Below are 22,557 nucleotides of genomic sequence, written 5' to 3'. Positions count from 1 at the left end.
CTGTTTTTACAACTATTAGAATATTAAAGGATTTTAATGTTTAGCTTTTCTTAGCTGATTTAGAACTTAGGATGGGTAAATAAAAGGGAAAGTCAGGGTAGGCTATATTCTAAAGAAGCGCTTTACTTTAATGATGCGGGCCTTCTTTCTGAAACTGTTAAGTGTACTTTCATCAAGGCCTATCGAGGAAGGGTCGGTTTCAATTTCTTTTAAGGATTCTACTGGGTTTAATACCCCAAGGTGTTTGATAAATGTATTTAGGTGGCTTCGAAGATATCGTTTTCTGTTTTTATCAAGAAGGTTTAAGATGAGCTTCCATTTTTCTGGCTTTATGGAACATTCAATACCTAAGCCGATTGCATCTGAATCATCTGGACTATTGAGGCAGATTTCTAGTTGAAGTTCAAGGTTGTCAGGAAGGGGTTCGGGGCGGAGAAGTTTTGGTCCTTGGTGCTCTTTAAAGCCACGCGGGAAAAAACTCTTCCAGAGTTCACCTGTTGACGGGTCGTGATAAAACACCTCAAAAGTTTCCATATCCTTACGGACGGGAACCATATCTCTGATGCGTTCAATTTGTCGCTTACTGTTGATGATATACATAATTAGACTACTCTATCTAAAGATACTTCTACTCATAGTAAAAGTTCCGAGGAGTTAGATTGTTACAAATTATTTCAGGCTATTTTGTAATTGTTGATAGGTAGGAAACGAAAGAAGTAAATGAATGGCGTATTACTCAACTCGTTCTATAATGATAATCGTAATATCATCGCTTTGTGCCTGACCTCTACTGAAATTATCAATGGTTTTTAGGAGATTCATCATCATCTGAGAAGGAGTCAGTGATTTATGATCGAGCAACCATTCTTCAAAAGCTTCATCGGTAAAAAAGTCACCCTCAACATTTCGGGCTTCCGGAATACCGTCAGAAAAAAGGATTAATTTCTCGCCGGCTTCCATGGTAATGGAGTCTCCGGTAAAATCTACAGGATCCATGATGCCCAGCATAACGCCACCAACTTCAAGCTGAGTCAATTTGTTATAATGTACATTAAGAAGGTAGGGGTTATTATGGCCTGCATTCACATAATTAAAAACATGATTCTCGGTATCAAGCTCTCCGTATACAGCCGTGATAAACTTATCAATAGGGGAGTCTTCAAAAATCAGTTTATTCACTCTATTGACGGAATCACTAACATTATTATTATTCTCCACATGGGAGCGAAGTGAGGCACGCATAGTGGCCATTAATAATGAAGCCGGAACACCTTTTCCGGTAACATCGGCCACGGTAAAACCCCAACGGCTTGTATTTGGAATAGGGATGTAGTCATAATAATCACCACCTACACTCTTGGCGGGCTTACTACACCCAGCCACTCGATAATTTGGGATATTAGGTACTTCCTTAGGCCAGAACCCGGACTGAATAGTTCGTGCAACTTCCAGCTCTTTATGAATTAATTCTTTTTCTAATCTCTCTTCCTGAAGTTTCGCATTCTCGATTGCAATAGCAGCTTGATTGGCTAGAGTCTGAAAAACGGGTATTAAATCGTCAGTAAATTCTTTGTCGTCTTTCCGATTTATAGCCTGCAGAACACCGATTACTTCATCCTCATTATTGATGAGAGGGACACAAATCAAATCGTTAGTAACGAATGATGTAGACTCACTTAGTTCCCCTTCAAAGCGTTCATCATTCTGAACATCCTTGACAAGAACTGGCTCTCGATTCTGTGCAACCCATCCACTAAGTCCCTGATTAGAAGGAATGCTTTTTCCGGATACTTCAGCTGTTGCAGGACCTGTAGGTACTGTTAAGGTCAGTCTAGTTTTATCATCGGATAGTAGAAATAAGGAGCTTGCCTGGCTGTCCATTATGATTTTTGTTGAATCCATAATATCCAACAAAAGGGTTTCCAGCTTAAGGTTAGAATTCATTTTACCTACTAAAGCCATCAGTAGGTTAAGCTGGTCTCCATTAATTGACTGTATGGTGGTCTTCATACCCGATACCCTTTTAAATTTTTAAGCTAATCTGAGTTCCCGAACCCTTAAATGATACAAATATGTAATCAAAAAAATTTTCAGTAGCGCTGATAATATAAGAAAGTCAAGAGAATAAACTAGCTGAATGCTCAATGAGTTATGAGAGTCTGCGCAAAACAAAACAGTTAGTAATAATATGTGAGGTTAGAATAAAGCATTAGTAGCACACATTGAATATGCGGAAGAAAAAACAAGGAATACTTCAGCGTTAACACATATAAAAGCAAAGGAACCGAAAGGGATTAATTAAAATGAAACTGCGAATTTACGTCATACTTCCCTAGCTTTAAGCGTAGAAATTAGTAAATATTCGTTGAAAAAATATTACCAAACCCAAAACCCGATTCAACATTAAAAAGTATTATTATTAAATGATTAATGTCCAAGAAAAGAAGATTTTGGAACTCCTATGCAAGACATTTTGAGTGGCCTTCTAACTATCGGAAATGGTCACAAAGAATACGAGTGTGCCATATTTGCTGTTAGTGGAACCGGCGCAGCGGAGGCTATACTGAATTCTTCACTCAATAAAACGAAAAAAGCTCTTATTGTTACAAATGGGGGGTATGGCATTCGAATGAAACAGATTTGTGAATCATATGAACTTCCTCATGAGACTATTTGCGATTTTGGTGACTATCCGGATCCAAAACTGATTAAAGAAAGGTTAGAAAATGGTGACTTTACCCACTTGGCTATGATTCATCATGAAACCTCAACAGGAATGATGAATCCCATAGAAGAAATTTCCGAATTATGCAGTGATTTTGATGTGACGTTGATTGTGGATGCTATGAGTTCTTTTGGTGCTTATCCTATGGATTTAGATAAGCTGAATATTGGGTATTTAGCCGCTTCATCCAATAAGTGCATTCAAGGGGTGGCCGAGCTGTCGTTCGTGATTTTCCGTAAAGAACTATTGCCGGAACTGAAGCAAAATTCCCGAAACTTCTACTTTGATTTGTATAAGCAGTGGAAGTATTTAAAAGAGAAAAAGCAGCTTAGGTTTACTCCGCCCGTTCAGGTTAGCTATGCTTTTATGCAGGCAATTGAAGAAACGCTCGAAGAAACGATCCATTCTTGGTGGAATCGGTACAGAGAAAACTGGCAGGTGCTATGTGATGGGCTTAGCGATCTTGGATTTAATTTCTATTTACCTGATGGACAACAATCCAGAATTTTGATGGCTATTAAGCTAAATAAGGTGTTGCCAAAAGGCTTCGACCATTTTCATGATTATTTGTACAAAAAAGATATCACGATTTATCCGGGCGTAATCCCGGAATCTGATACTTTCCGTATGGCAGTAATAGGGGACTTATATAAGGAGGATGTTGAGCGAGTGGTCTCAGAAATTTGCTCTTACCTTAAACCATATAGCTAGTAATGAAGCACCAAAAATTACTTTTCCTATTTCTTTTTGTTTACTCAGTTGCATTCGCCTACTTACTTAATCGAAGTTTAAACCTCGAGTTCAACGGCGAGCTCATTGCTCTATTACCGGCAGATAATCCTCACCTAAATACCTACAAAAAACTTGAACAATTAAATTCTAGCGAAGGTGGATTTACGCTCATTATTAGTTCCAAAAATGGTCAATCAGTTGTTCCATCGTCACATGCTATCAAGGACTCCCTGCTAGAATTAAGTAATAAAAGTAAGCCAGTATTTAGAAGCGCAGAGTTGGAAAATGACTTGTTTGATATCCGCAAGTCTGCCTTGTTTCTAATGACGGAACCAGAACTTGATAGCCTTTACATTGAGATTAGTAACTACGTAACTCAACAAAAGCTAGAGGCTAATCCACTTTATGTTAACTTTGATGAAGATGAAAACGCCACACCAGAGACTTCGCTCGAAACAGCCTCAAACTCTTCAGTACTGCTTGAAGAAGTGGCAAGTACACGCCGGTACAATATGAATGAGGACAGTACCGTGATTAGCATATTATTTCTTGCGGATTTTCCTAAGAGCGACTACAATAAGGTGAAAAATACATATCAGCTATTACAGCGGCAGAAAAATGAACTGGAAGCAAATTTCAATAATCTGGAGTTATATTGGGGAGGTTCTTATGTAGATCACTATTACAAAATTAATGATGTGCAGAGTACGATTGCAAAGGCATTAATCATTGGTATTTTTAGCCTTGTTGGCTTTCTAATTGCATATATGGTTCTGGTGAACCAAAACACCGGCTATAAAATCCGGTATGTGATTGTAGATATTCTGCTCGTGTTCTTCGTGCTATTTTCCGGTTTTATCATTTCAATTGGGTTCTCGTCCTTTATTTTTAATGAGATCAATGTATTCACGGGTATAATTTTCAGCATCCTCTTCGGAATAAATCTGGATTATATACTGCATCTTTACTCTATCAATAAGCAATATCCTCTAGATACATCCTCACTGAGCAGCATAGTTCGTTCTTATTTCTCGTCAACGAAGCCCATTTTGTTAAGCTGCCTGACCACCGGACTGGCTATTATGAGCCTGATATTTGCTGAGTTTGAAGGCTTCATTCAGTTTGGCATCATTTTCTTTATCAATATTATTGTAAACTTACTATCGACGTATCTGTTTTTACTGTTTTCACCTTCTATTCTAAAAAGTAGTTCGGTAAAAGACCAAGCCACCCTCTGGCTAAATACTTCATCGTCCGGAATCAGTAGACAAGCCCGTAAAATAGGGTTACCCGTATTTTTACTTCTAATAAGTGTTGGAGGATTTATTGGTGCTCAATCTTTGAGTTTTAACTTTAATTTTTCGGAGTTAGAACCGGAATCCAGCAGGACATCTTTCGATGAATTGAAAACCCAAATCGAAACCGGTGAGAGTTACCATGACCCCACATTTTTTGTAACCGATAATGTGAGAGAGTCAAAGGCTTTATTTAATGAGATAAAAGCCGGAATAGGTAAGAAATATCAGGATATTGAAACGGTAGAATCTTTCTCAGCTCGTTATCCTACAGGTGACGAGGAACTCAGTATGAAAGCTCAAAAAGTGGATTCAATAAAACAGTTGTTGGCTGTAAATGAAGAGTTTTTAGCTAATGTTAGTTCTGATGTTAAAGAGTTTATTGATCTAGCCCAAAATTCGGTACCGCCTACCATTGAAGGTTTGCCTAAATACATTAAGAACAGATTTTTTTATAAAGATGGAAGTATGGCGCCACTCGTTGTTGTGTACTCTGCCATGAGTTTATCAAATGGGCAAGCTTCCATTCAATTCAGGAAAAGTTCAGGAGCAATTTCAGTAGAATCGGGCAAAACATTTTATGCAGCAAGCACTCAGATGATTGCATCCAGTATTTTAGAGCTTTTGATACAGGAGTCGACCTTTCTTTTTGTGGTTCCACTGATTACAATTTTGATGATCTTAATTTTGTACTATCGATCTGTTCTGAGAGCACTGCTTGCGGCAACACCGCTATTACTTACCATTGCAATGATGCTAGCAGTTCGGTCAGTTTATATGTTCGATATTAATTTATATAACGTGATTGTATTTCCTATAATAATAGGTGTTGGGGCTGATAATGGAATACATCTTGTAGATGCTCTCATAAATAAAAGGGCGTCGTTTTTGGAGTATTTTCTTTCAAGCAGGTTCCCTGTTTTAGCCGCTTGCTCAGTAACAACAATCCTGGGATTTATTGGTCTGCTGTTTATTGATCACCCTGGAATGGAGTCGGTGGGTATCTTGGCCATTACAGGGATAACAACAACCCTTCTGGCAACTTATATTACGTCCTTATTAGTTCAGACTTTTCTTCTTAAGAGGTGAGCTACCAATCTTTAATTTCTGTAAGGATTCTTTGATCTACTTGGTTTTGCTTCTTACCCACCAATAAGTAAAGTCCATAAGAGGCAATATTTGCGATTAGATAGATGTCAAACCTTCCAAATAAACTGGAAACCAGTATTCCGTTTCTCATGATGTTTGACCCACAAACCCAAGCCCAGCCCGCTAGCATTTTACGACAGTGCCGCTGATAAACTTCTTTGAATTTTTGAGGATCTTTTTTCCTTGCACGTTCAAAAGCCTCGGTGACCTCATCGCTTCTGAACTTAATCTTGTTTTGAAGCTGTACATAGTTAATCAGGACTGGATAAGTAACTCGTCGAAGAAGAGTTGAAGATCTGTCAAAATTGTCTTTAATGTCATCAACGGGAGGGTTTCGGTGCTTGGAATCGGTGAGGCTGAAATGTAAAAACTCCCCTTTGTAATATTCATAGAGGTTAGATTTAATGCTGTGTACGTATCCGGAAGCAAAACCGATAGCTAAGATACCTGCAAGGGTATATGTGTCAGCAAAATAAAGTGCTCCTGCGAGATAACAGCTGATAAATACCAGCATGTCATTAAAGAAATCAAGGTACTTTCCCATTTCCGATCGTTGATCGTATAAACGGGCAGCTTGTCCATCAGCACTGTCCATTAAACCTGCAAAAGTAACCAGTACAAACCCAATAGATGTGTACATCAAAACATCTTGCCAGTAGAGTAAAGTCCCTCCAGCCACCCCTATCAACATCCCTAAAACGGAAATATTTGTAGGAGTAAAATGTAGCTTATGGAAAAACTTAGCTAGTACAAAACCACAAGGCCGGCTGAAGTAGAGGTCATAACCTTCCTCAACAACTCGATTTTTTATAGAGTTATCGTAATTACTGAAAAAACCCTTTGAAGACATCCGTGGTTATTTATTAATTAGTTCTGACGTGAACGTTGATAGTTGTTTTATCAGATTTTCATTTTTGTGGACCAAAACTACTTCTTTCTCAAAAAAGTAACTTATCAAGTCAAAATTTGAAGATCCATAGACCGCTGTTTGGTCGTCCAAAATAAGCAATTTTGCGTGAAGCATTTTGCCTGGAACGTATTTAAAATTAATTTCCGAATAACGCTCCAGGCCATGCAAAAACTGAATAATCGGTTTATTATTATTCTTAGGAAGGATTACGGTGTTATCCTCTACCGAAGCAATTGCATCCAGCATTGGGTAGGAGATATAAGGTGATATGGCGATGACTTTATTACTGGATTTTATTCGGTTTATTAAGTCTCCGAACACTGCCTTGGTCTTCCATCCATTTAACGTGTAAAGGGTCACATCATCATTAACGTCTATAATAGGCTCTGGCTCGGTCTCATTTAAGTCAGCCATGAAGGAGACGTTTAAAGCAGCATTAATATCCGGGTTTTCTTGCCGTACCATCATGTCACTCCAAAGAAAATTATGCTCTGTAAAATTCATGCCTCCCACATAGGATACATCCTCATCAATGAGGATCATTTTCTTATGGTTTCGGGCAGGGTAGCGATGCATTAAAAACCCCATGGGGTTAGTAAATTTAATACGAAGGCCCATTTTTTTTGCTCGTTGAATAAGCTTGTCTAGGTCCTTACGTTCTTCGCGGGCATTGTCTTTATTCATCCAGCCTTGAGGTGCATTTAAAAAGGTATCATTAACAACAAAGCGTGAATAATGGTCAATCAATAAAATGCGCTCGATGGTTGGCTTACTGCCGAGCAATTCAATAAGTTTGACGCCAACCTGATCGGCTTCAAAACTCATGCATTGGATACGCACCGATTGCTTAGCATTTTGAACGTCGGTGGTAAGCTGCTCAAAAAAATGATCGCTATCCGTAAAAACACGAATTTCATTGGCAGCGTAATTTACACACATATTATTGGCGTAGTTTAAATATGAATATCATTCAGGTGTGCCCTTACGATTTATCAATTCCGGGAGGAGTACAGACTCATGTTACGCAATTAAGTAATGAACTGGTCCGAAAAAATCACAAGGTAATTGTATTTGCACCAAGCTTAACCAAATCAAGCCTTGAAAGAAAGTTTGATTGTAAGATAGAGCATATAACTGGCAGTGTGAGAATTCCGTGGTGGGGGAGAAATAGCTTAATCGACCACTCCATAAAGGATTGTACACATATTACTGCAACACGAATAAGTAACATTGACTTATTACAGGTGGGGACAATAAGTTATATCTATCAAAAACTAAAAGATCATAATGATACAATATTTGATATAAGGAGGGGATATCAGATCGCTAAAGACCTTCAATCTATATCCGGACTAGAAACTAAAAGTTCTACAAACTAATTTTTATACAGGTCAAAACTCGGTTTTATTGAATCGATTTGATTTTTTCCGAGCTAGCCAAGTTAATGATGATGGAAATATTACAGAACGTAAGGACCAGATTTTTAGCTTAGCTCTTGATTGGTACTCTAAATCGGATGATTTTCGCTTGTATCTTGAATGGGTCCGTGGTGACTTCTTTTCAGATTTCGGTGATTAATCGGAGTACAGAGCTTGTAAATCAAGGGGAAAATGATGATTCATAGATTTATCCACTACTTGATTCGTTCGTTCTTCGATTACTCTAAAATTTTCCTCGCTTACTTTTCGTTCGTACGCAATGTTCTGCCGATTTAAATATTCTTCTTTTGATTTTGTGTAGTAATGATTGATTCGAAGACTCTTTAATGGGTCAGGTTTATAAAACTTTCCACCAAAAAACCATAAGCATGTCCATTTATATGAAGAGAGACATCGTTTATTATCATTCAAATAGTTTTGTTAGCCATATCTTTGTAATTCGAAGTGCAGATATAACTCTCTAATACACCTTCTTCTGGCATTTTTTCATGCCCATTACTTCCAAAATCTATGCGAGGCACGCGGATAGATCGAATAGAGTCTTTCTTGAGCTTTTTTAACCAGCCCTTGATACTTTCTTTTTTGTCATTCATAAACAAGAACTCATCCAGATCAATCTTTAACAGCCATTCTGTTTCTTGTCGGTAATTGGTTGCTGCATAGATATATCCCATGTGATTCTTATCCTTCTGAAAAAAGAAGGTAGAACGCTGATATTTTGAATCTATCTTTGTCCAATCATGTACGGTAACAAACCCTTTTTCCTGATATAGCTTGAGAATACGCCAAGACTCTTCTGAACCACATTGGTTGAATAAGTGAAAGTGATCAACCACCTACCTCTTTTGATAAACCAGCTTTATATGTTTACACAAGAGTCATTGTTCTTGTGAGCCCACAAATAAAAAAAGCCCTCAGTATCATATAAGATACTTAAAGGCTTTATATATGTCGGGGCGACAAGATTTGAACTTGCGACCTCTCGACCCCCAGCCGAGCGCTCTATAGATCGAAATCTAGCTTTAAAGTTACCTAATAAGTGATTTTTTGTGCTACTGTATTTTTGTATAACAATGGAGTAACAACGATTCACTTTATACACAGAATTGTTCTTTGATTAATGATCAAATATAAGTTCTATTTTATTTCAATGTGAGATAAGATTCAAGATTGTTTGGCTATAATATTTTTTGAATCGTAGTTGTACAGTCTGCTTGACACTCAAATTAAATTGATAGTTCTAAAAGGCACGGTTATGCCTCACAAACAAGGATAAAGACGTCACTTATAAGCATAGAAAGAAAATCTGTAAAGCACGCTAAACATTTGAAATTATTTAACTTGTTGAAGTTATAGTTTTTGTTGTGTATCCTCATTTAAGGATGAATAAACACAACTATTATGAAAGCTTACATCTTAGCACAATTCGATAACCATAATGAATCACTTACCGGCTCTAAAGCTACGCTAACGAAGAATAAGACAATCAGGAAAAGGTTAGGGAATTTCATTCAGTCGAAGTATAGACAAGAAGACCTGGAATTCAACGAAATTGGAAAAGACTTTGCTGACGAGTTTTATGCATTTCTAAGAGAAGAATATGATCTATCCAATAATTCAGCTGTTACCTATGTGTGGATGATGGGAAAGGTATTTCGATATGCAAGGAATAGAGGGTTTAGTGTACCTGTTGATCCGGCGCAATACTTCTCATTCTCCAAAGATCAAAAGAGCATTAATTACCTAAATGAAAAACAGATAGAGGCCTTCCATAAGTTGGACTTAAAAGGAGATACGGATCTGGTACGGGATCTATTTCTGTACAGTTGTTACACCGGGATGTCCTTAGAAGAGTTGAAATCAGTAAGTTTTGAAGACGTTATCTATAAAGATAAATTGTATTGGTTCTCCCTAAAAAGAGGAGAGAGTTTTGAAAATCGATTAGTTCCTTGCCTACCAGAGTTAATGGATATAGACAATAAGTATGATGATAATCGGAAGGCAAAAAATTGCAATTTGATATTTCCAGGTATTGGAGGTGTTTCTACAAGTAAAGATTTAAAGGAGATACAGAAGATGATCGGCATCCCATTTAAATTGAAGTTTGAAACTGCTAGGTATACATTTGCAACTACGGTAGCTCTTAAATATCAACTACCGTTATTTGTTGTTCACGATGTGCTTGGCTTTAACGCCATCCAAAAAACTAAAGAATATCAGCAACTTTATTGGGCGCAAGCTAGAAGAGCATTTTCAGATAGTTAAGTTGATTAACTATTGGGAAGACTAACTATCGTCTTCTTCAAGCCTATCTTTTGAGGCAGAATCATCACTTTGTTTGGTAGTCAGCTTGCCCTGACGCTTCATCGATTCGACCCAAAGCGGATTCAAGTTGCCCCCTGTAATCACATTGTATCCACCATCCTTATAAACAGGGTGATCGTCTGGTAACATGCCTTTATAAGTAACTTTAGCCATTTTGCTTATTAACTTGATTGGTTTATGTATGTATAAGATAATGATTTCATTCTACCAGCGCCGGACCTTTCCTTTCTCTAAGTATTCATTGACATCATCAATATGGTAAAGAATCTTACGACCGTCTTGGGTAAATGAGATTCTGCGTTCATCACGAAGATATTGAATAGTTCTACGGCTGCAACCCAGATACTCCATTACATCATCAGTATTAAGCCATTCTTTACGTGAGGCCTCACGAATAGCTTTCGGAAGTAATTCTTTAAAGGTCTTTTCAACTGCCCTATTGATCATTTCCTGTAACTCTTCTTCAGAGGTGACAATTACTTTCATTTCAACAAAATTTAGTTTTAATTATTAGAGAACTTAGGACAATGGTACTACCTAGGTTTGGTTGATCCGCTTACAGCGGTTATCTGCTTAATTCTCCCTTTAATTGTAAAGTTAAATATAAAATGGAGTAAAGTTATGAAGACCAAGTTTGGTAAGATTAAGATTGAGTGGAAAATTAAAATAGAACGATTATTCGTTGGGGCCCTAGTGGAGTGGCAGGTAGCTGATCCAACGTTTTCGGGACAACCAAGTCATTAAAGTAGGACTATTCCAAGATATAGGGTCAGGGGGGGTTCAAGTCCCTCCCACTCCACCACTATTTATTGCTTTCCTTTTATGAGTTTTACCCTATTTTAAGTTCTTGTAATAACCACACTTCACCATAATCTTAATTTGGGGATTAGCAGTACATGAGTACAGACATCAAGCAGTTGGAGAATCGTTTATGGAGTGCCGCAGATAGTCTTCGGGCCAATTCATCTCTCAGTTCCTACGAATATTCGAATCCGGTATTAGGGCTCATCTTTTTGCGGTATGCCTGGAGCCGGTTTAAGCCAGTGCACGATGAGCTTTCCCAGCAAGCCACAGGCCGGCGCACGATTGGACCGGATGACTACAAAGCTGAGGGTGTTATGTATCTCCCGGAAGAAGCCTGGTATGATCAGCTCCTAGAGATGCCTGAAAGTGAGGACATTGGCAAGGCCATCAACGATGCGATGGAAGCTATTGAACGGGAAAACCCGGAGCTGGCTGATGTGCTGCCGAAGCGATACAAACGATTTGATAACCCTATCCTGAAGGATTTGCTGAAAACCTTTTCCAACATTCCAATGGGAGTTGAAGGAGATGTATTCGGGCAGATCTATGAATACTTTCTGGGTAAGTTTGCGATGAGTGAGGGGCAAAAAGGCGGCGAGTTCTTTACCCCGACATCTCTTGTAAAATTGATTGTGGAAGTGATGGAGCCCTATGGCGGGAAGATCCTGGACCCGGCCTGTGGTTCGGGTGGTATGTTTATACAAAGTGAGAAGTTTCGTCAGCGCCACCGGGAGGAAGCTTCCAAAGTGCTTTCTATTTATGGACAGGAAAAGGTGGATGCCACGGTTCGCTTGTGTAAGATGAACCTGGCCGTCCACGGACTGGAGGGCGACATCCGCGCAGGGAATACCTATTATGAGAATCTTCACGATGTGGTCGGTAAGTTTGATTATGTGATGGCCAATCCACCTTTTAATGTAAGCGGGGTGGATAAGGAAGCCATTGAAACTGATCCCCGCTACCCATTTGGAGTGCCGAGTACCGATAATGCCAACTACCTGTGGATGCAGGAGTTTTATGCGGCCCTGAACGACAATGGACGCGCCGGCTTTGTAATGGCCAACTCCGCAGCCGATGCCCGACATAGTGAGCAGGAGATCCGCAAGAAAATGATTGAGGAAGGCGTGGTGGATGTAATCATCTCGATCAGCTCCAACTTCTTCTATACGGTGACCTTGCCCTGTACGCTTTGGTTCCTGGATAAAGGAAAGAAAGGCACCGACCGTGAAGACAAAGTGCTTTTTATTGATGCCCGGAATATCTACCGGCAGCTTGACCGTGCCCACCGCGATTATACTCCGGAACAGATTGATTTCATCTCAGGCATCGTCCGGCGCTACCGGGGCAAAGAAATGGAAGCGACCATCCCTATGGCTGCCGAAGAAGGGATAGAATATGAGGCCAATGGTAATGCCATTACTCAACCTGATAATATGAATGAGCTATTCCCGAATGGGAAGTATGAAGACATTCCCGGCTTGTGTAAAGTGGCTACAGTGGAAGAAATTGAGGCTCAGGGATGGAGTTTAAATCCAGGTCGTTATGTGGGAGTCAAAGAACGAGAAGAAAATGATGTTGATTTCAAAGTCAGGCTGGAAGAGTTGTATGAAGAATTAGAGCTTTTGAATATTAATGCCTCAAAATTAGAGAATCAGATATCTCAGAATATTCAAAGAATCTTAGAATGAAAGAAGTTATGAATAGTTGGGAGAACAAAAAGCTTGGCGAGGTTATTACACTTCAAAGAGGTTTTGATATTACAAAAAAAGAACGAGTTGAAGGTTCATATGATGTCATATCTTCTTCTGGAGTAAGCTATAATCATAATGAGTATAAGGTAAAGGGGCCAGGTGTAATTATTGGACGGAAGGGATCTTTAGGAACTGTTCACTACAGTGATAGTAATTACTGGCCACATGACACAACTTTATGGGTTAAAAAGTTTAATGGTAATGATCCGTTGTTCATTTATTATTTCCTTAAAACTCTTCATTTAGAGAAGTACGATGTAGGTGCTTCAAACCCAACGCTAAATAGAAATCATGTACACAAACTTCAGGTATCAGTTCCAGGCTTAAATACCCAACAAAAGATAGCTTCAATACTCTCAACTTTTGATGACCTCATCGAAAACAACACCCGGCGCATTGAGATTTTGGAAGAGATGGCCCGGCTCATTTACCGCGAGTGGTTTGTTCACTACCGCTACCCCGGCCACGAGAATGATGCTCTGGTCGATTCCGGAACGGATTTGGGGGAGATTCCTGAGGGGTGGGAGGTTAAAGAGCTTGGAGACCTATTTAAGGTTAAATCAGGATATGCATTTAAAAGTAAAAACTTATCAGATGATGGGGCTTTCGGTATAATTAAAATTAAAAATGTAACTGATAATGGGTTAGATATCGACAGCCTTGATTATCACGAAGGTCCAATACCTGAAAGAGGTCAAAAATTTAAGCTAAAAAATGGTGATGTTTTACTGACAATGACTGGATACATTGGTCGAGTTGTTCGAGTGCCAAAATTAGAAGGGCCCTTCTATGCTAATCAAAGGGTTGGCAAAGTATTTACAAAGAAATATAGACACCTTATTAATTACTTTTATGAGCTCTTAAAGAGCAGAGAGTATCAAGATATCATGAACAATTTAGCCTATGGGGCTGCACAGCCAAATATAAGTTCTAAAAACTTACACGGTATAATGGTAAAAAAACCAAAATCAGGAATAATAGATCAGTTTAATAGCACTGTACAACCTATTTATGAGGAAATCGATACGCTTATAAATAAAAATAGAAAGTTTCGGGAAACCAGAGATTTACTTTTGCCAAAGTTGATTTCGGGGAAGATTGAAATTGAAAGTTTATGAGTGGAAACAAAAAATTTGATTTGGCAATATTACTAAGCTTAGGTATTGGTTATATATACCTTATGGGTTGGATATATTGGGAGAGTTATTACAGTTTTTTTGGCATACCTGAAAGTGCACTCAATATTTCTTTTTTGAATATTATTCTTTCAGCTTGGTCAAGTTTAGTGATAATGTTCGCGTATATAATTATTGTATTAGACAATTCAGGTAAAAGAATAAATAGCATAGAAGACATAAGCATTTCTCTTCATCCAATAATACTATTACTCTTCTTAATAATAGTATTTAGCGTACAACCCTTTATAGATGCTTTATGGATTCGAATAGTTATAATTTTTTCTCTTTTGATTACCTACATTTTTATAAAAATAATTATTAGGGATAGAATATTTGCAGTAGGTAAGGCAATAAAGGATAACCACGGAAAATTTTTTATAGCTATTGCTTTATTGATGCTCTCCATTTTGGCAACTAAAATTTATGCTAATGTAGTTGCAAGAAGTGTTGCCAAAGGAGTATTTGGAAACAAAATAGATCTTTACTTAAAAGACTCTAAAGATGTTTTTAAAGACTATGTATTGATATCTAATATGGGGGGCAAATATTATATATGCGAGGAAATAGAAAATAATGACAAGCCAAATACTATTGTTATTAATGAAAATGATGTTATCCAGGTTAAATTAAATAAATGACAGGCAATATGAACTTACAGCAAAACTTGGAGAATCAGTTAGCTAAAACTCTAATTAGTGTAGATTCGTTATATTAACTAAATGCAATACCCTAAGGCACATATCAACCCAAAGCTATTAACGTTCTCTCGTGAGCGTATGGGGTATGATATACCCATTATTGCCGGTAAAGTACCGGTTAAAGAAGAGCGTTGGGTGCAGTGGGAAAAAGGAGAAGCCAAACCTACGACCAACCAGTTAATGACGATTGCTGAACAATTGGATCGCACTCCAGGATTTTTTTACTTAAATGATGTACCAGAGGAAAATGAAACCCTTTCTGAGTTCCGCACAATTAATAATATGCCGCTTGATGGAGCTCCACCAAAGCTGATTGCAGCTATTCGTGAAGCAAAAAGAAACAGGGAGCAGCTCTTTTCATTTTATGAATCTATAAAAAGGACACCGCAAACGATTCCAAAGCTTAACGTATTTTCAGGCACTGTGCAAGATCAAGCCCGCCAGATCCGGGAGTGGTTGGGCGTTACATTTGAGGTGCAGTCCTCCTGGACCAGTTCTTCTAATGCTTTAACTGAATGGAAAAACTTGTTGGAAGAGAAGGATATTTATATCACTCAATTTCCTTATGTAGAGGTAAACGCATGTCGGGGCTTTGCAATTGCTGAAGAGCAGTTTCCGGTTATTGGCATAAATTCGAAGGACTCTTACAATGCTCGAATATTCACACTAATACATGAACTGGCGCATGTACTTTATCGGGATTCTGTTCTCATAAATGATTCGTTGTCCGATTATTTTGGTAACAACCAAACACTTGAACAAAAGTGTAATCGTCTTACTGCTGAGATTCTTGTCCCTGACCAAAATATTAGAGAAGGATTTAACCGGGATAGACTATCCGTGAGAGAAGTAAACCGGTTGAGTAATAAATTTCGGGTATCTGGTTATGTAATACTTATCCGGTTAATGACTTTAGATTATATAACACAGGAAGAATACGATAGTCTTATTCCAGATTTCTCCTTCTATAATAATTCCTCAGGCGGGGGAGATGGAGGAAATGCTTATTACAATAAGATTGTAAGAAAGGGGAAATTGTACCTGAAAGCAGCTTTTCAGAACTATTTCAATGATCAAATAAATGTTGCAGAACTTGCCAATTTAACCGGTTGGAAAGTCCCCAATCTCAATGAACTGGCAGCCAAAACATTTGATTGGCCAGAGGAGGGCTCTTACGTGTGAAATACTCCCTCGATTCCGATGCAATTATCAATGCCTGGAGGGATTATCCCATCCAAAATTTTCCAAAAATATGGCAGTGGATAGAATCTTTAGGTATTGAAGAAATCGGTGGTATGTCAGAGGTGGTATTTAAAGAGCTTGAGAGGGGCGGTGACGAATGTTTTGAGTGGTTTAAAAAAAGGCGAGATTATTTTATTCATCCTTCTGATCAAACAATTCAAGCTGAAGTTCAACGGCTTGTAACGTATTATAACAATTTTGGGCTCACCACGGGTAAAAATGAGGGCGACCCCTATGTAGTTGCGTTAGCAATTGTAAAAAATGCCGTTGTTGTTACTAATGAATCTCCTTCTAATGATATGAACGGCCCTAAAATTCCTGATATTTGTCGGGCTGAGGATATTTATCGAATTAAATTCGTGGAAGTGATTACAAAAGAAGGAATAATATTTAGTTAAATATTAAAAGCTTTAAAAAAAATGCCATCAAGCTACAGTGAAGATGCATCGGTTGAACAACCAGCTATAGACATCTTCAAAAACATAAATTGGGATACGTTAAATGCCTATCAGGAAGAGCTGGCATCCAATGAGTCTTCGGGGACGCTGAGCAGAAGTACGCGGAATGAGGTGGTATTAGCGAAGCATCTCAAAGAAAAGATTCGGGAGTTCAATCCAAAGCTGCCTAAGGAACAAGTGGATGAGGTTATTAAGGAGCTATCCAAAGACCGATCCTCAATGCATCCGGTTCGGGCAAATAAAGAAATCTATGATCTGATCCGGGAAGGTGTTGATGTAGAATACCGTGGAACCGATGGCAAGCTTAAAGAAGTAACCGTCCAGATCATTGACTGGAACGAACCGGAGAACAATCACTATCTGCTGGTATCTCAACTCTGGGTTAGTGGAGATTACGGCAATAAACGCCCTGACCTGGTAGGCTTTGTAAATGGCCTTCCACTGTTACTGTTTGAACTCAAGAAGCCGGCGCGCCGGATTGAGGAGGCTTTGAATGATAATATCAGTGACTATAAAGATACTATTCCACAGCTCTTTTGGTACAACCAGTTCATCTTCCTATCCAATGGTGTGGATACCAAAATAGGCACGATATCTAATCCCTGGGAATTTTATACCGAGTGGAAGAAGATCAGTGATGAAGAAGAACCCGGCATAGTTTCCCTAGAGACCGCTATTCGTGGGATGTGTGAAAAGAACCGGCTAATGGATCTGCTGGAGCATTTCATTCTGTTTGAGAATGTGCAGTCCAAGCCAAAGAAATTAATGGCTCGCAATCACCAGTATTTAGGGGTAAATAACGCCATACAAGCCGTAAATCGTATTGAGGAGAACAAGGGTAAGCTTGGAGTGTTCTGGCACACCCAAGGCAGCGGTAAGAGCTACTCGATGGCCTTGCTTACCCGAAAGATTATGCGATCCATTCCGGGCGACTGGAAGTTCGTGATCGTTACAGACCGGCTGGATCTGGATGAGCAAATCTACAAGAACTTTGCCGGTGTTGGTGCTGTAACCGAACCGGAATCTGAAGTCCGGGCTGAAAGCAAAGAACAGCTTCAGCAACTACTGGGAGAAAACCACCGGTACATATTCACCCTCATCCACAAGTTCCACAGTCGAGACGGAGAAGAGTTTCCCGTCATTAGTGAGGATGATAACATCATTGTCATCACGGACGAGGCTCACCGTACTCAATACGATACCCTAGCAATGAATATGCGAAAGGCTCTTCCTAATGCTGCATTCCTTGGCTTTACCGGCACCCCGCTGATTAAAGGAGAAGATCAGAAAACCCGCGAGGTATTTGGTGACTATGTAAGCGTGTATGACTTCAAGCAATCCATAGAAGACAATGCAACAGTTCCCCTATACTATGAGAACCGCATACCAGAACTGGAGCTCAGCAACGAACATCTCAATGAAGAGCTTCAACAGCTCTTAGACGATGCAATGCTCAACGAAGAGCAGGAGAAGAAGCTGGAGCGAGAATTTAAGCAGGAATATCACCTTATCACCCGCAAAGAGCGACTGGAAACCATAGCTAAGGATTTAGTGCAGCACTTCCTCAATCGTGGCTTTATGGGGAAAGGCATGATGATCTGTATAGATCGTTTTACGACCGTTCGTATGTACGACCTGGTTCAGAAAGAATGGAAGGCTGAAGAAGAGCGACTCAAGAAGCAGATTCAAAGCGCCGGCGCTCATGAAACAGATGAGCTATTGGAACGGCTCAACTTCATGAAGGAAACCGATATGGCGGTGGTAATCTCTAAGTCCCAGAATGAGATTAAAGAGTTTGATGAAGAGGGATTAGATATCCGGGAGCACAGAAAGCGCCTGGAAAAAGAATCGCTGGATGATAAGTTCAAAGATGATGATGATCCTCTACGGCTGGTTTTTGTCTGTGCAATGTGGATTACCGGCTTCTCCGTTTCAAGTCTGTCTACGCTCTACCTGGATAAGCCGATGAAGAGTCACACGCTGATGCAGACCATAGCGAGAGCCAACCGGGTGTTTGTGGATAAGAACAATGGAATGATCGTTGACTATGTAGGCGTCTTTCGTCACCTGCAGAAAGCTCTGGCAACTTATGCCACTGGAAAGGATAATAAAGAAGGGGACGAAGACCCTCCGGTCAAGAATAAAGCCGAATTGATAGAACAATTAAAAGCAGCCATCCAGAAGGCCAAAAAGTATTGTAATGAACAAGGTGTAGATCTGGATAAGATCATCAATGCAAAAGGGTTTGAGAAGTCTAAGTACCAGGAAGAGTTCGCAAAGATCCTGGTAGACTTTGAAGAGTTAAATGAAGAAATAGAGGGAGCTGCTGATAAGCTCCTGATCAACGAAGAAAAGAAGAAAGAGTTCATAGCCCACGCTAAGACAGTGAATCAGTTGTATAAGTCCATCCTGCCAGATCCTAAGGCCAGCCAGTTCCTGCCGGCGCGAGCTGCACTGAAAGCAATAGCTGATTTAATAAAACGATTAGGGCCATCTACTGAGGACGATCTGAATGAAGTACGAGAAGAGATTTCCAACAAACTGGATGAATCTATTAAGAGCAAGCCATATATCATTGATGAAGGCTCTGAACCGATTGATCTAAGCAACATCGATTTCGAGAAGCTCAAAGAGCGATTTGCTAAGAAAAAGAATAAGCGGGTTGAGCTGCAAAAAGTGAAAGCCACCATTGAAGATCGCCTGGAGCAGATGATGGAAGAGAACCGCACCCGAATCGATTTCAAAGAAGAGTTTGAAGAAATGATTGAGCGGTACAATAACTACAGCGTTACTGCTGAGATCCAGCTTGAAGAGTTATTCAAGTTTGTGAAGAAGCTGGATGATGAGTCCGAGAGACATATGCGGGAAAACCTTTCTGAAGAGCAGTTGGCCCTGTTTGATGTGGTAACACTACATGATAAAGTACAGCTTACTAAGAAGGAGAGAGACAAGATAAAAGAAGGGATTAAGGAACTGCTGGACAAACTGAAGTCTGAGAAGCTGGTGCTGGATTGGAGTAAGTACCAGAAGCGAATTTCGGATGTGAAAGTCACCATAGAGAAAGAACTGGATGGCTTCTTGCCTGACAAGTATGATCGAAAGCTATATGCACAAACCTGTAGCGAAGTGTTTGATCATGTATTGCAAAGCTATTGACAGTTGAAATTGGAAAAGAGAGTGTGACTTCAGAAGTTAACTTTTACCTGCTGGATACATTTTATATCGGTAGTAATAGGTGCTTTGAGTTGGGAGTAAGTGGGGTCATTTTAGAGAGTTTTTTTGAGAGTTGGGCGCAATATTCCCGGCGCCGGATCTTACAAATATCTATCTCTATACCTTAAAAACTAAGGAAATTGTAAATCAGCCCTTATGTAACTTTAAACATGATGCGCCCACCTGACTATATTTAAACACGTTGATGTAAATTCCTTAATAATTTATGAGAATAAATAAATATTCTAAGATTAGTTCGGAAAAGAGGTCGACTTTACATAATGGTAGCTATAAGGAAATAAAAAGTTCGTTTAACGTCGTTTTAGAGTGGGTGTGATTTTAAGGCATTTGAACGGGTCCCCTATTGGGACTCCAGTTTCCTTTTTGATGAACCTTATAGACCATATGCCACTGAGGTAGCCATCCATAGCAGGGATTTTTAATATATGAGGGGGGTGAAAAAAATCCAGGCTCCAAAAGCCGAAAAAATGAAAAGCACCTGACAGAGGTGCCTTTCAGATTTTGAATAACTGCAAAACTGCAAAACTGCAATATTATGATACAATGCTATGCTGATTTCTTGTAAAGTCCTTTTTTTGGATTCTCTAGGATTCCCTCTTTAGTTAACTTTTTTAAAGCATAATAAGTGCTCCTTTCAGAGTACTCTAACTGGCTGCCAATATTAATTGCATCATTTGTTTCAAACTCAAATGGGAGTAATTTTAAGAGACTAGATTCTTTTTGGTTTAGCTTTGAAGTTTTTCTTCTACTAAAGAGTTTTTCAAGAAAATGAGAGCTGTGCTCAAATAATACTTCAATTATTTTAATGGAGACATCAAGTTCGTCCTCAGTAGTATTAATTTTATCAGTATCAAATGCCCCTATTCCTAAAGTATGCAATAATCTTAAACAGCTAAGAATAGTTAGAATTCTTACTAGTATTAGAGAGTTTCTTCTTAGAATCGAGTGATGATGATCACTGAAACCTTCACGAACTAAGAATTGGGTCATATCATTAAAAAAACTATCTATTCTATCCCATTGTCTTTTCCCAATCAAAATTATGATTGGTTTCTCTCTTTGATCCAGGTACAGAAACAATTCTTTTAGTGATTTACTTAGTTCATCAATTTTTGATTCAAGCTCCCTTGATTGGTTTGTAGCTCTTTGACTTTGCCACTTTCTTTCGGCTCTATATGTGTAAAATAGGAATCGTGAGAAAAATCCATTATCCGGGTTCTTGAATAGCCTTGTAAACTGATCTTCTGTTCCAGATAAGAAAATAGATAGTGATGGGTTTTCTAAAGAGAAGTATTCATCCTTTCTGTTAATGGAAACACTCTCATGATGAAAAGCTTGTCTTGCTAATGCTGAAAAGTTACCCCAATCTTGGTTGAAAGCTTCTACTAGTGTGTCAATTTCGGATTCAAATATTATTCCGTGCTCATTATTCACTTTCAGACTATCGTGCATTGCTCTATTTGAAGAGTTAGCAGGTAAAAAGAGCATTCTAGGTTCAGGTTTATCTAAAGTAGGGTCTTCTTTTCGAAGACTTCTCCAAAGCCTCAAAGATTCTTGGTATTGAGAACTGAAATGTTCTTCTAAAGATTTGCCGATATCTCTAGCCTTATTTGCAACTCCTTTTCCAGAAGCCGGGGGGGCTACAACCATTGAATAAAGGTCTGGGGTTACCAATCCATCCCTAGTATGGATTTTAACATTTACTAAGTGGGAAGCGATAACTGGAAGTGAAGATAAAAGAAAAACATCCCGCTTATAGTCTTCATTAATAAGTTTGAGGAGGTTACCAATTGAGGGTGACATATCCTCAACAATAAATTCAGGGAGTCTTGAAGGAAAATTAGTTTCATTGAATATTGAAGTAGAAACTTTTGGAGCTATTGCAGTACTTGCAGTAGCTGCAGGTTCAAAGAGCTTTGAATTATTCATGCTTTTCTGAATAAATGCTTTACCTTCTCCATTCCGAATTGCATCAGTAACATCTTTGAATTTCCCCTCACTCGACCTAGTGATGTCAATTTGGCGGGTTGCTTTATTAGTTAATTTAGATATATCTTCTGTTAACATAGATGAGATTTTTAAAGAATTGATGTCATTTGTGTCCATAAAAACATAGATTTTTTGAATGCTTGGAAGTACCAGTTCCAGGCATTTTTTTTGTGCTGAACTCAAAGTGCCTACCTCACCTGAAGCGAGACCCAGTACTGAGTACTCATCACCCATTAGCTGATCAAGTAACATTGCTTCACGTGGTGATTTTGCTACAATAAGTTTATGGTGTGGGTTGAGGTTTTCGAGACCAAAGAAGCTCTCAGCAGGCTTTGAGTCTGTGACTGCTCTTATTACTTTTTTGTTATTTTCCCTTCTGTAAAGCTGTGCGCCGGTATTGTATTTAAATAACAGCCAATCATATCCCCAGATATTAATAATGCCGGCGTTGAATTTAACAAGCGTATTATACTCTAGCTGATCATACTTTTTGGTATTGACAATTAATGGGTGATTTGGTTCATTTAATAATCGATTTATAGCAGTCCGAGTATCTTGTTTTTGAGTACTTTTGGTATTCAAATTTATTTCCTCATGAATTTGTGATTGTTTTAATGACATACCTCTC

20 protein-coding genes are annotated in these 22,557 nt (G+C 38.9%); 11 read left to right on the top strand and 9 right to left on the bottom strand.

Annotation, left to right across the window (positions count from 1 at the left end):
• Positions 1-102: 102 nt before the first annotated feature.
• Together CL667_12560 and CL667_12555 are read right to left on the bottom strand one after the other, a co-directional pair.
• Positions 103-555: a hypothetical protein gene (locus CL667_12560; protein ID MAL18529.1), complete on the bottom strand. Its 453-nt coding sequence runs from the start codon at positions 553-555 to the stop codon at positions 103-105.
• 177 nt (positions 556-732) lie between these two features.
• Positions 733-2,010, bottom strand: a complete 1,278-nt coding sequence (locus tag CL667_12555) for a hypothetical protein (GenBank protein MAL18528.1) — start codon at positions 2,008-2,010, stop codon at positions 733-735.
• Positions 2,011-2,461: 451 nt separating this feature from the next.
• On the opposite strand from CL667_12555, the gene CL667_12550 reads away from it, so the two are divergent.
• Together CL667_12550 and CL667_12545 are read left to right on the top strand one after the other, a co-directional pair.
• Positions 2,462-3,436: a hypothetical protein gene (locus CL667_12550; protein MAL18527.1), complete on the top strand. Its 975-nt coding sequence runs from the start codon at positions 2,462-2,464 to the stop codon at positions 3,434-3,436.
• Positions 3,437-3,438: 2 nt separating this feature from the next.
• A complete protein-coding gene (locus tag CL667_12545; GenBank protein MAL18526.1) occupies positions 3,439-5,841 on the top strand; it encodes a hypothetical protein in 2,403 nt (800 codons plus the stop codon).
• Between the two features lies 1 nt (position 5,842).
• On the opposite strand, the gene CL667_12540 is transcribed toward CL667_12545, so the two are convergent.
• A complete protein-coding gene (locus tag CL667_12540; GenBank protein MAL18525.1) occupies positions 5,843-6,751 on the bottom strand; it encodes a hypothetical protein in 909 nt (302 codons plus the stop codon).
• A gap of 6 nt (positions 6,752-6,757) precedes the next feature.
• The gene (locus CL667_12535; GenBank protein ID MAL18524.1) at positions 6,758-7,750 is read right to left on the bottom strand and encodes a hypothetical protein; all 993 of its coding nucleotides are present in this window, start codon (positions 7,748-7,750) and stop codon (positions 6,758-6,760) included.
• Positions 7,751-7,770: 20 nt separating this feature from the next.
• Between CL667_12535 and CL667_12530 the strand changes: the two genes are divergently transcribed.
• On the top strand, positions 7,771-8,190 hold the full coding sequence (locus CL667_12530; protein MAL18523.1) for a hypothetical protein: 420 nt from the start codon (positions 7,771-7,773) through the stop codon (positions 8,188-8,190).
• Between the two features lie 195 nt (positions 8,191-8,385).
• On the opposite strand, the gene CL667_12525 is transcribed toward CL667_12530, so the two are convergent.
• Positions 8,386-8,661: a hypothetical protein gene (locus tag CL667_12525; GenBank protein MAL18522.1), complete on the bottom strand. Its 276-nt coding sequence runs from the start codon at positions 8,659-8,661 to the stop codon at positions 8,386-8,388.
• On the bottom strand, positions 8,658-9,086 hold the full coding sequence (locus tag CL667_12520) for a hypothetical protein (GenBank protein ID MAL18521.1): 429 nt from the start codon (positions 9,084-9,086) through the stop codon (positions 8,658-8,660). The genes CL667_12525 and CL667_12520 overlap by 4 nt, the downstream gene beginning before the upstream one ends.
• Positions 9,087-9,651: 565 nt before the next feature.
• Here CL667_12520 and CL667_12515 point away from each other — a divergent pair.
• On the top strand, positions 9,652-10,515 hold the full coding sequence (locus tag CL667_12515; GenBank protein ID MAL18520.1) for a hypothetical protein: 864 nt from the start codon (positions 9,652-9,654) through the stop codon (positions 10,513-10,515).
• 21 nt (positions 10,516-10,536) lie between these two features.
• Here the strand turns inward: CL667_12515 and CL667_12510 are convergent, their stop codons facing one another.
• Positions 10,537-10,728 (bottom strand): hypothetical protein, encoded by a 192-nt coding sequence (locus CL667_12510; GenBank protein ID MAL18519.1) that lies wholly within the window; start codon positions 10,726-10,728, stop codon positions 10,537-10,539.
• A gap of 51 nt (positions 10,729-10,779) precedes the next feature.
• Positions 10,780-11,061 carry a hypothetical protein gene (locus tag CL667_12505; protein ID MAL18518.1) on the bottom strand — a complete coding sequence of 94 codons (282 nt, stop codon included), beginning with the start codon at positions 11,059-11,061 and terminating at the stop codon, positions 10,780-10,782.
• A 57-nt stretch (positions 11,062-11,118) separates the two neighbouring features.
• Here CL667_12505 and CL667_12500 point away from each other — a divergent pair, with 57 nt between their 5' ends.
• The 7 genes from CL667_12500 to CL667_12470 all read left to right on the top strand — a co-directional run bounded on the left by CL667_12500 (position 11,119) and on the right by CL667_12470 (position 19,862).
• The gene (locus tag CL667_12500) at positions 11,119-11,319 is read left to right on the top strand and encodes a hypothetical protein (protein ID MAL18517.1); all 201 of its coding nucleotides are present in this window, start codon (positions 11,119-11,121) and stop codon (positions 11,317-11,319) included.
• A gap of 152 nt (positions 11,320-11,471) precedes the next feature.
• Positions 11,472-13,067, top strand: coding sequence for a hypothetical protein (locus CL667_12495; GenBank protein MAL18516.1), 1,596 nt, complete (start codon positions 11,472-11,474; stop codon positions 13,065-13,067).
• Positions 13,064-14,248, top strand: coding sequence for a restriction endonuclease (locus tag CL667_12490; GenBank protein ID MAL18515.1), 1,185 nt, complete (start codon positions 13,064-13,066; stop codon positions 14,246-14,248). Before CL667_12495 ends, CL667_12490 begins: the two co-directional genes overlap by 4 nt.
• Complete coding sequence (locus tag CL667_12485; protein ID MAL18514.1) at positions 14,245-14,946, top strand: hypothetical protein; 702 nt, start codon at positions 14,245-14,247, stop codon at positions 14,944-14,946. The genes CL667_12490 and CL667_12485 overlap by 4 nt, the downstream gene beginning before the upstream one ends.
• An 81-nt stretch (positions 14,947-15,027) precedes the next feature.
• Positions 15,028-16,188 (top strand): hypothetical protein, encoded by a 1,161-nt coding sequence (locus tag CL667_12480; GenBank protein ID MAL18513.1) that lies wholly within the window; start codon positions 15,028-15,030, stop codon positions 16,186-16,188.
• Entirely contained in the window at positions 16,161-16,646 is a 486-nt protein-coding gene (locus tag CL667_12475) for a hypothetical protein (GenBank protein MAL18512.1), read from the top strand. Before CL667_12480 ends, CL667_12475 begins: the two co-directional genes overlap by 28 nt.
• Before the next feature lie 21 nt (positions 16,647-16,667).
• Complete coding sequence (locus CL667_12470; GenBank protein MAL18511.1) at positions 16,668-19,862, top strand: DEAD/DEAH box helicase; 3,195 nt, start codon at positions 16,668-16,670, stop codon at positions 19,860-19,862.
• 624 nt (positions 19,863-20,486) lie between these two features.
• Here CL667_12470 and CL667_12465 read toward each other — a convergent pair.
• A complete protein-coding gene (locus CL667_12465; GenBank protein ID MAL18510.1) occupies positions 20,487-22,550 on the bottom strand; it encodes a hypothetical protein in 2,064 nt (687 codons plus the stop codon).
• Positions 22,551-22,557 lie beyond the last annotated feature (7 nt).

This window comes from Balneola sp. (genome assembly GCA_002694685.1).
Lineage (GTDB): Bacteria > Bacteroidota > Rhodothermia > Balneolales > Balneolaceae > Gracilimonas.
Note: the sequence above shows the minus strand (reverse complement) of the source record. Positions and strands in the feature narration are given on the sequence as shown.

Coding starts and splice junctions, on each gene's coding strand:
- CL667_12545 (MAL18526.1), top strand. CDS start 3,439: ATGAAGCACCAAAAATTACTTTTCCTATTTCTTTTTGTTTACTCAGTT.
- CL667_12480 (MAL18513.1), top strand. CDS start 15,028: ATGCAATACCCTAAGGCACATATCAACCCAAAGCTATTAACGTTCTCT.
- CL667_12540 (MAL18525.1), bottom strand. CDS start 6,751: ATGTCTTCAAAGGGTTTTTTCAGTAATTACGATAACTCTATAAAAAAT.
- CL667_12550 (MAL18527.1), top strand. CDS start 2,462: ATGCAAGACATTTTGAGTGGCCTTCTAACTATCGGAAATGGTCACAAA.
- CL667_12495 (MAL18516.1), top strand. CDS start 11,472: ATGAGTACAGACATCAAGCAGTTGGAGAATCGTTTATGGAGTGCCGCA.
- CL667_12465 (MAL18510.1), bottom strand. CDS start 22,550: ATGTCATTAAAACAATCACAAATTCATGAGGAAATAAATTTGAATACC.
- CL667_12535 (MAL18524.1), bottom strand. CDS start 7,750: ATGTGTGTAAATTACGCTGCCAATGAAATTCGTGTTTTTACGGATAGC.
- CL667_12530 (MAL18523.1), top strand. CDS start 7,771: ATGAATATCATTCAGGTGTGCCCTTACGATTTATCAATTCCGGGAGGA.
- CL667_12485 (MAL18514.1), top strand. CDS start 14,245: ATGAGTGGAAACAAAAAATTTGATTTGGCAATATTACTAAGCTTAGGT.
- CL667_12555 (MAL18528.1), bottom strand. CDS start 2,010: ATGAAGACCACCATACAGTCAATTAATGGAGACCAGCTTAACCTACTG.
- CL667_12490 (MAL18515.1), top strand. CDS start 13,064: ATGAAAGAAGTTATGAATAGTTGGGAGAACAAAAAGCTTGGCGAGGTT.
- CL667_12560 (MAL18529.1), bottom strand. CDS start 555: ATGGTTCCCGTCCGTAAGGATATGGAAACTTTTGAGGTGTTTTATCAC.
- CL667_12510 (MAL18519.1), bottom strand. CDS start 10,728: ATGGCTAAAGTTACTTATAAAGGCATGTTACCAGACGATCACCCTGTT.
- CL667_12515 (MAL18520.1), top strand. CDS start 9,652: ATGAAAGCTTACATCTTAGCACAATTCGATAACCATAATGAATCACTT.
- CL667_12470 (MAL18511.1), top strand. CDS start 16,668: ATGCCATCAAGCTACAGTGAAGATGCATCGGTTGAACAACCAGCTATA.
- CL667_12505 (MAL18518.1), bottom strand. CDS start 11,061: ATGAAAGTAATTGTCACCTCTGAAGAAGAGTTACAGGAAATGATCAAT.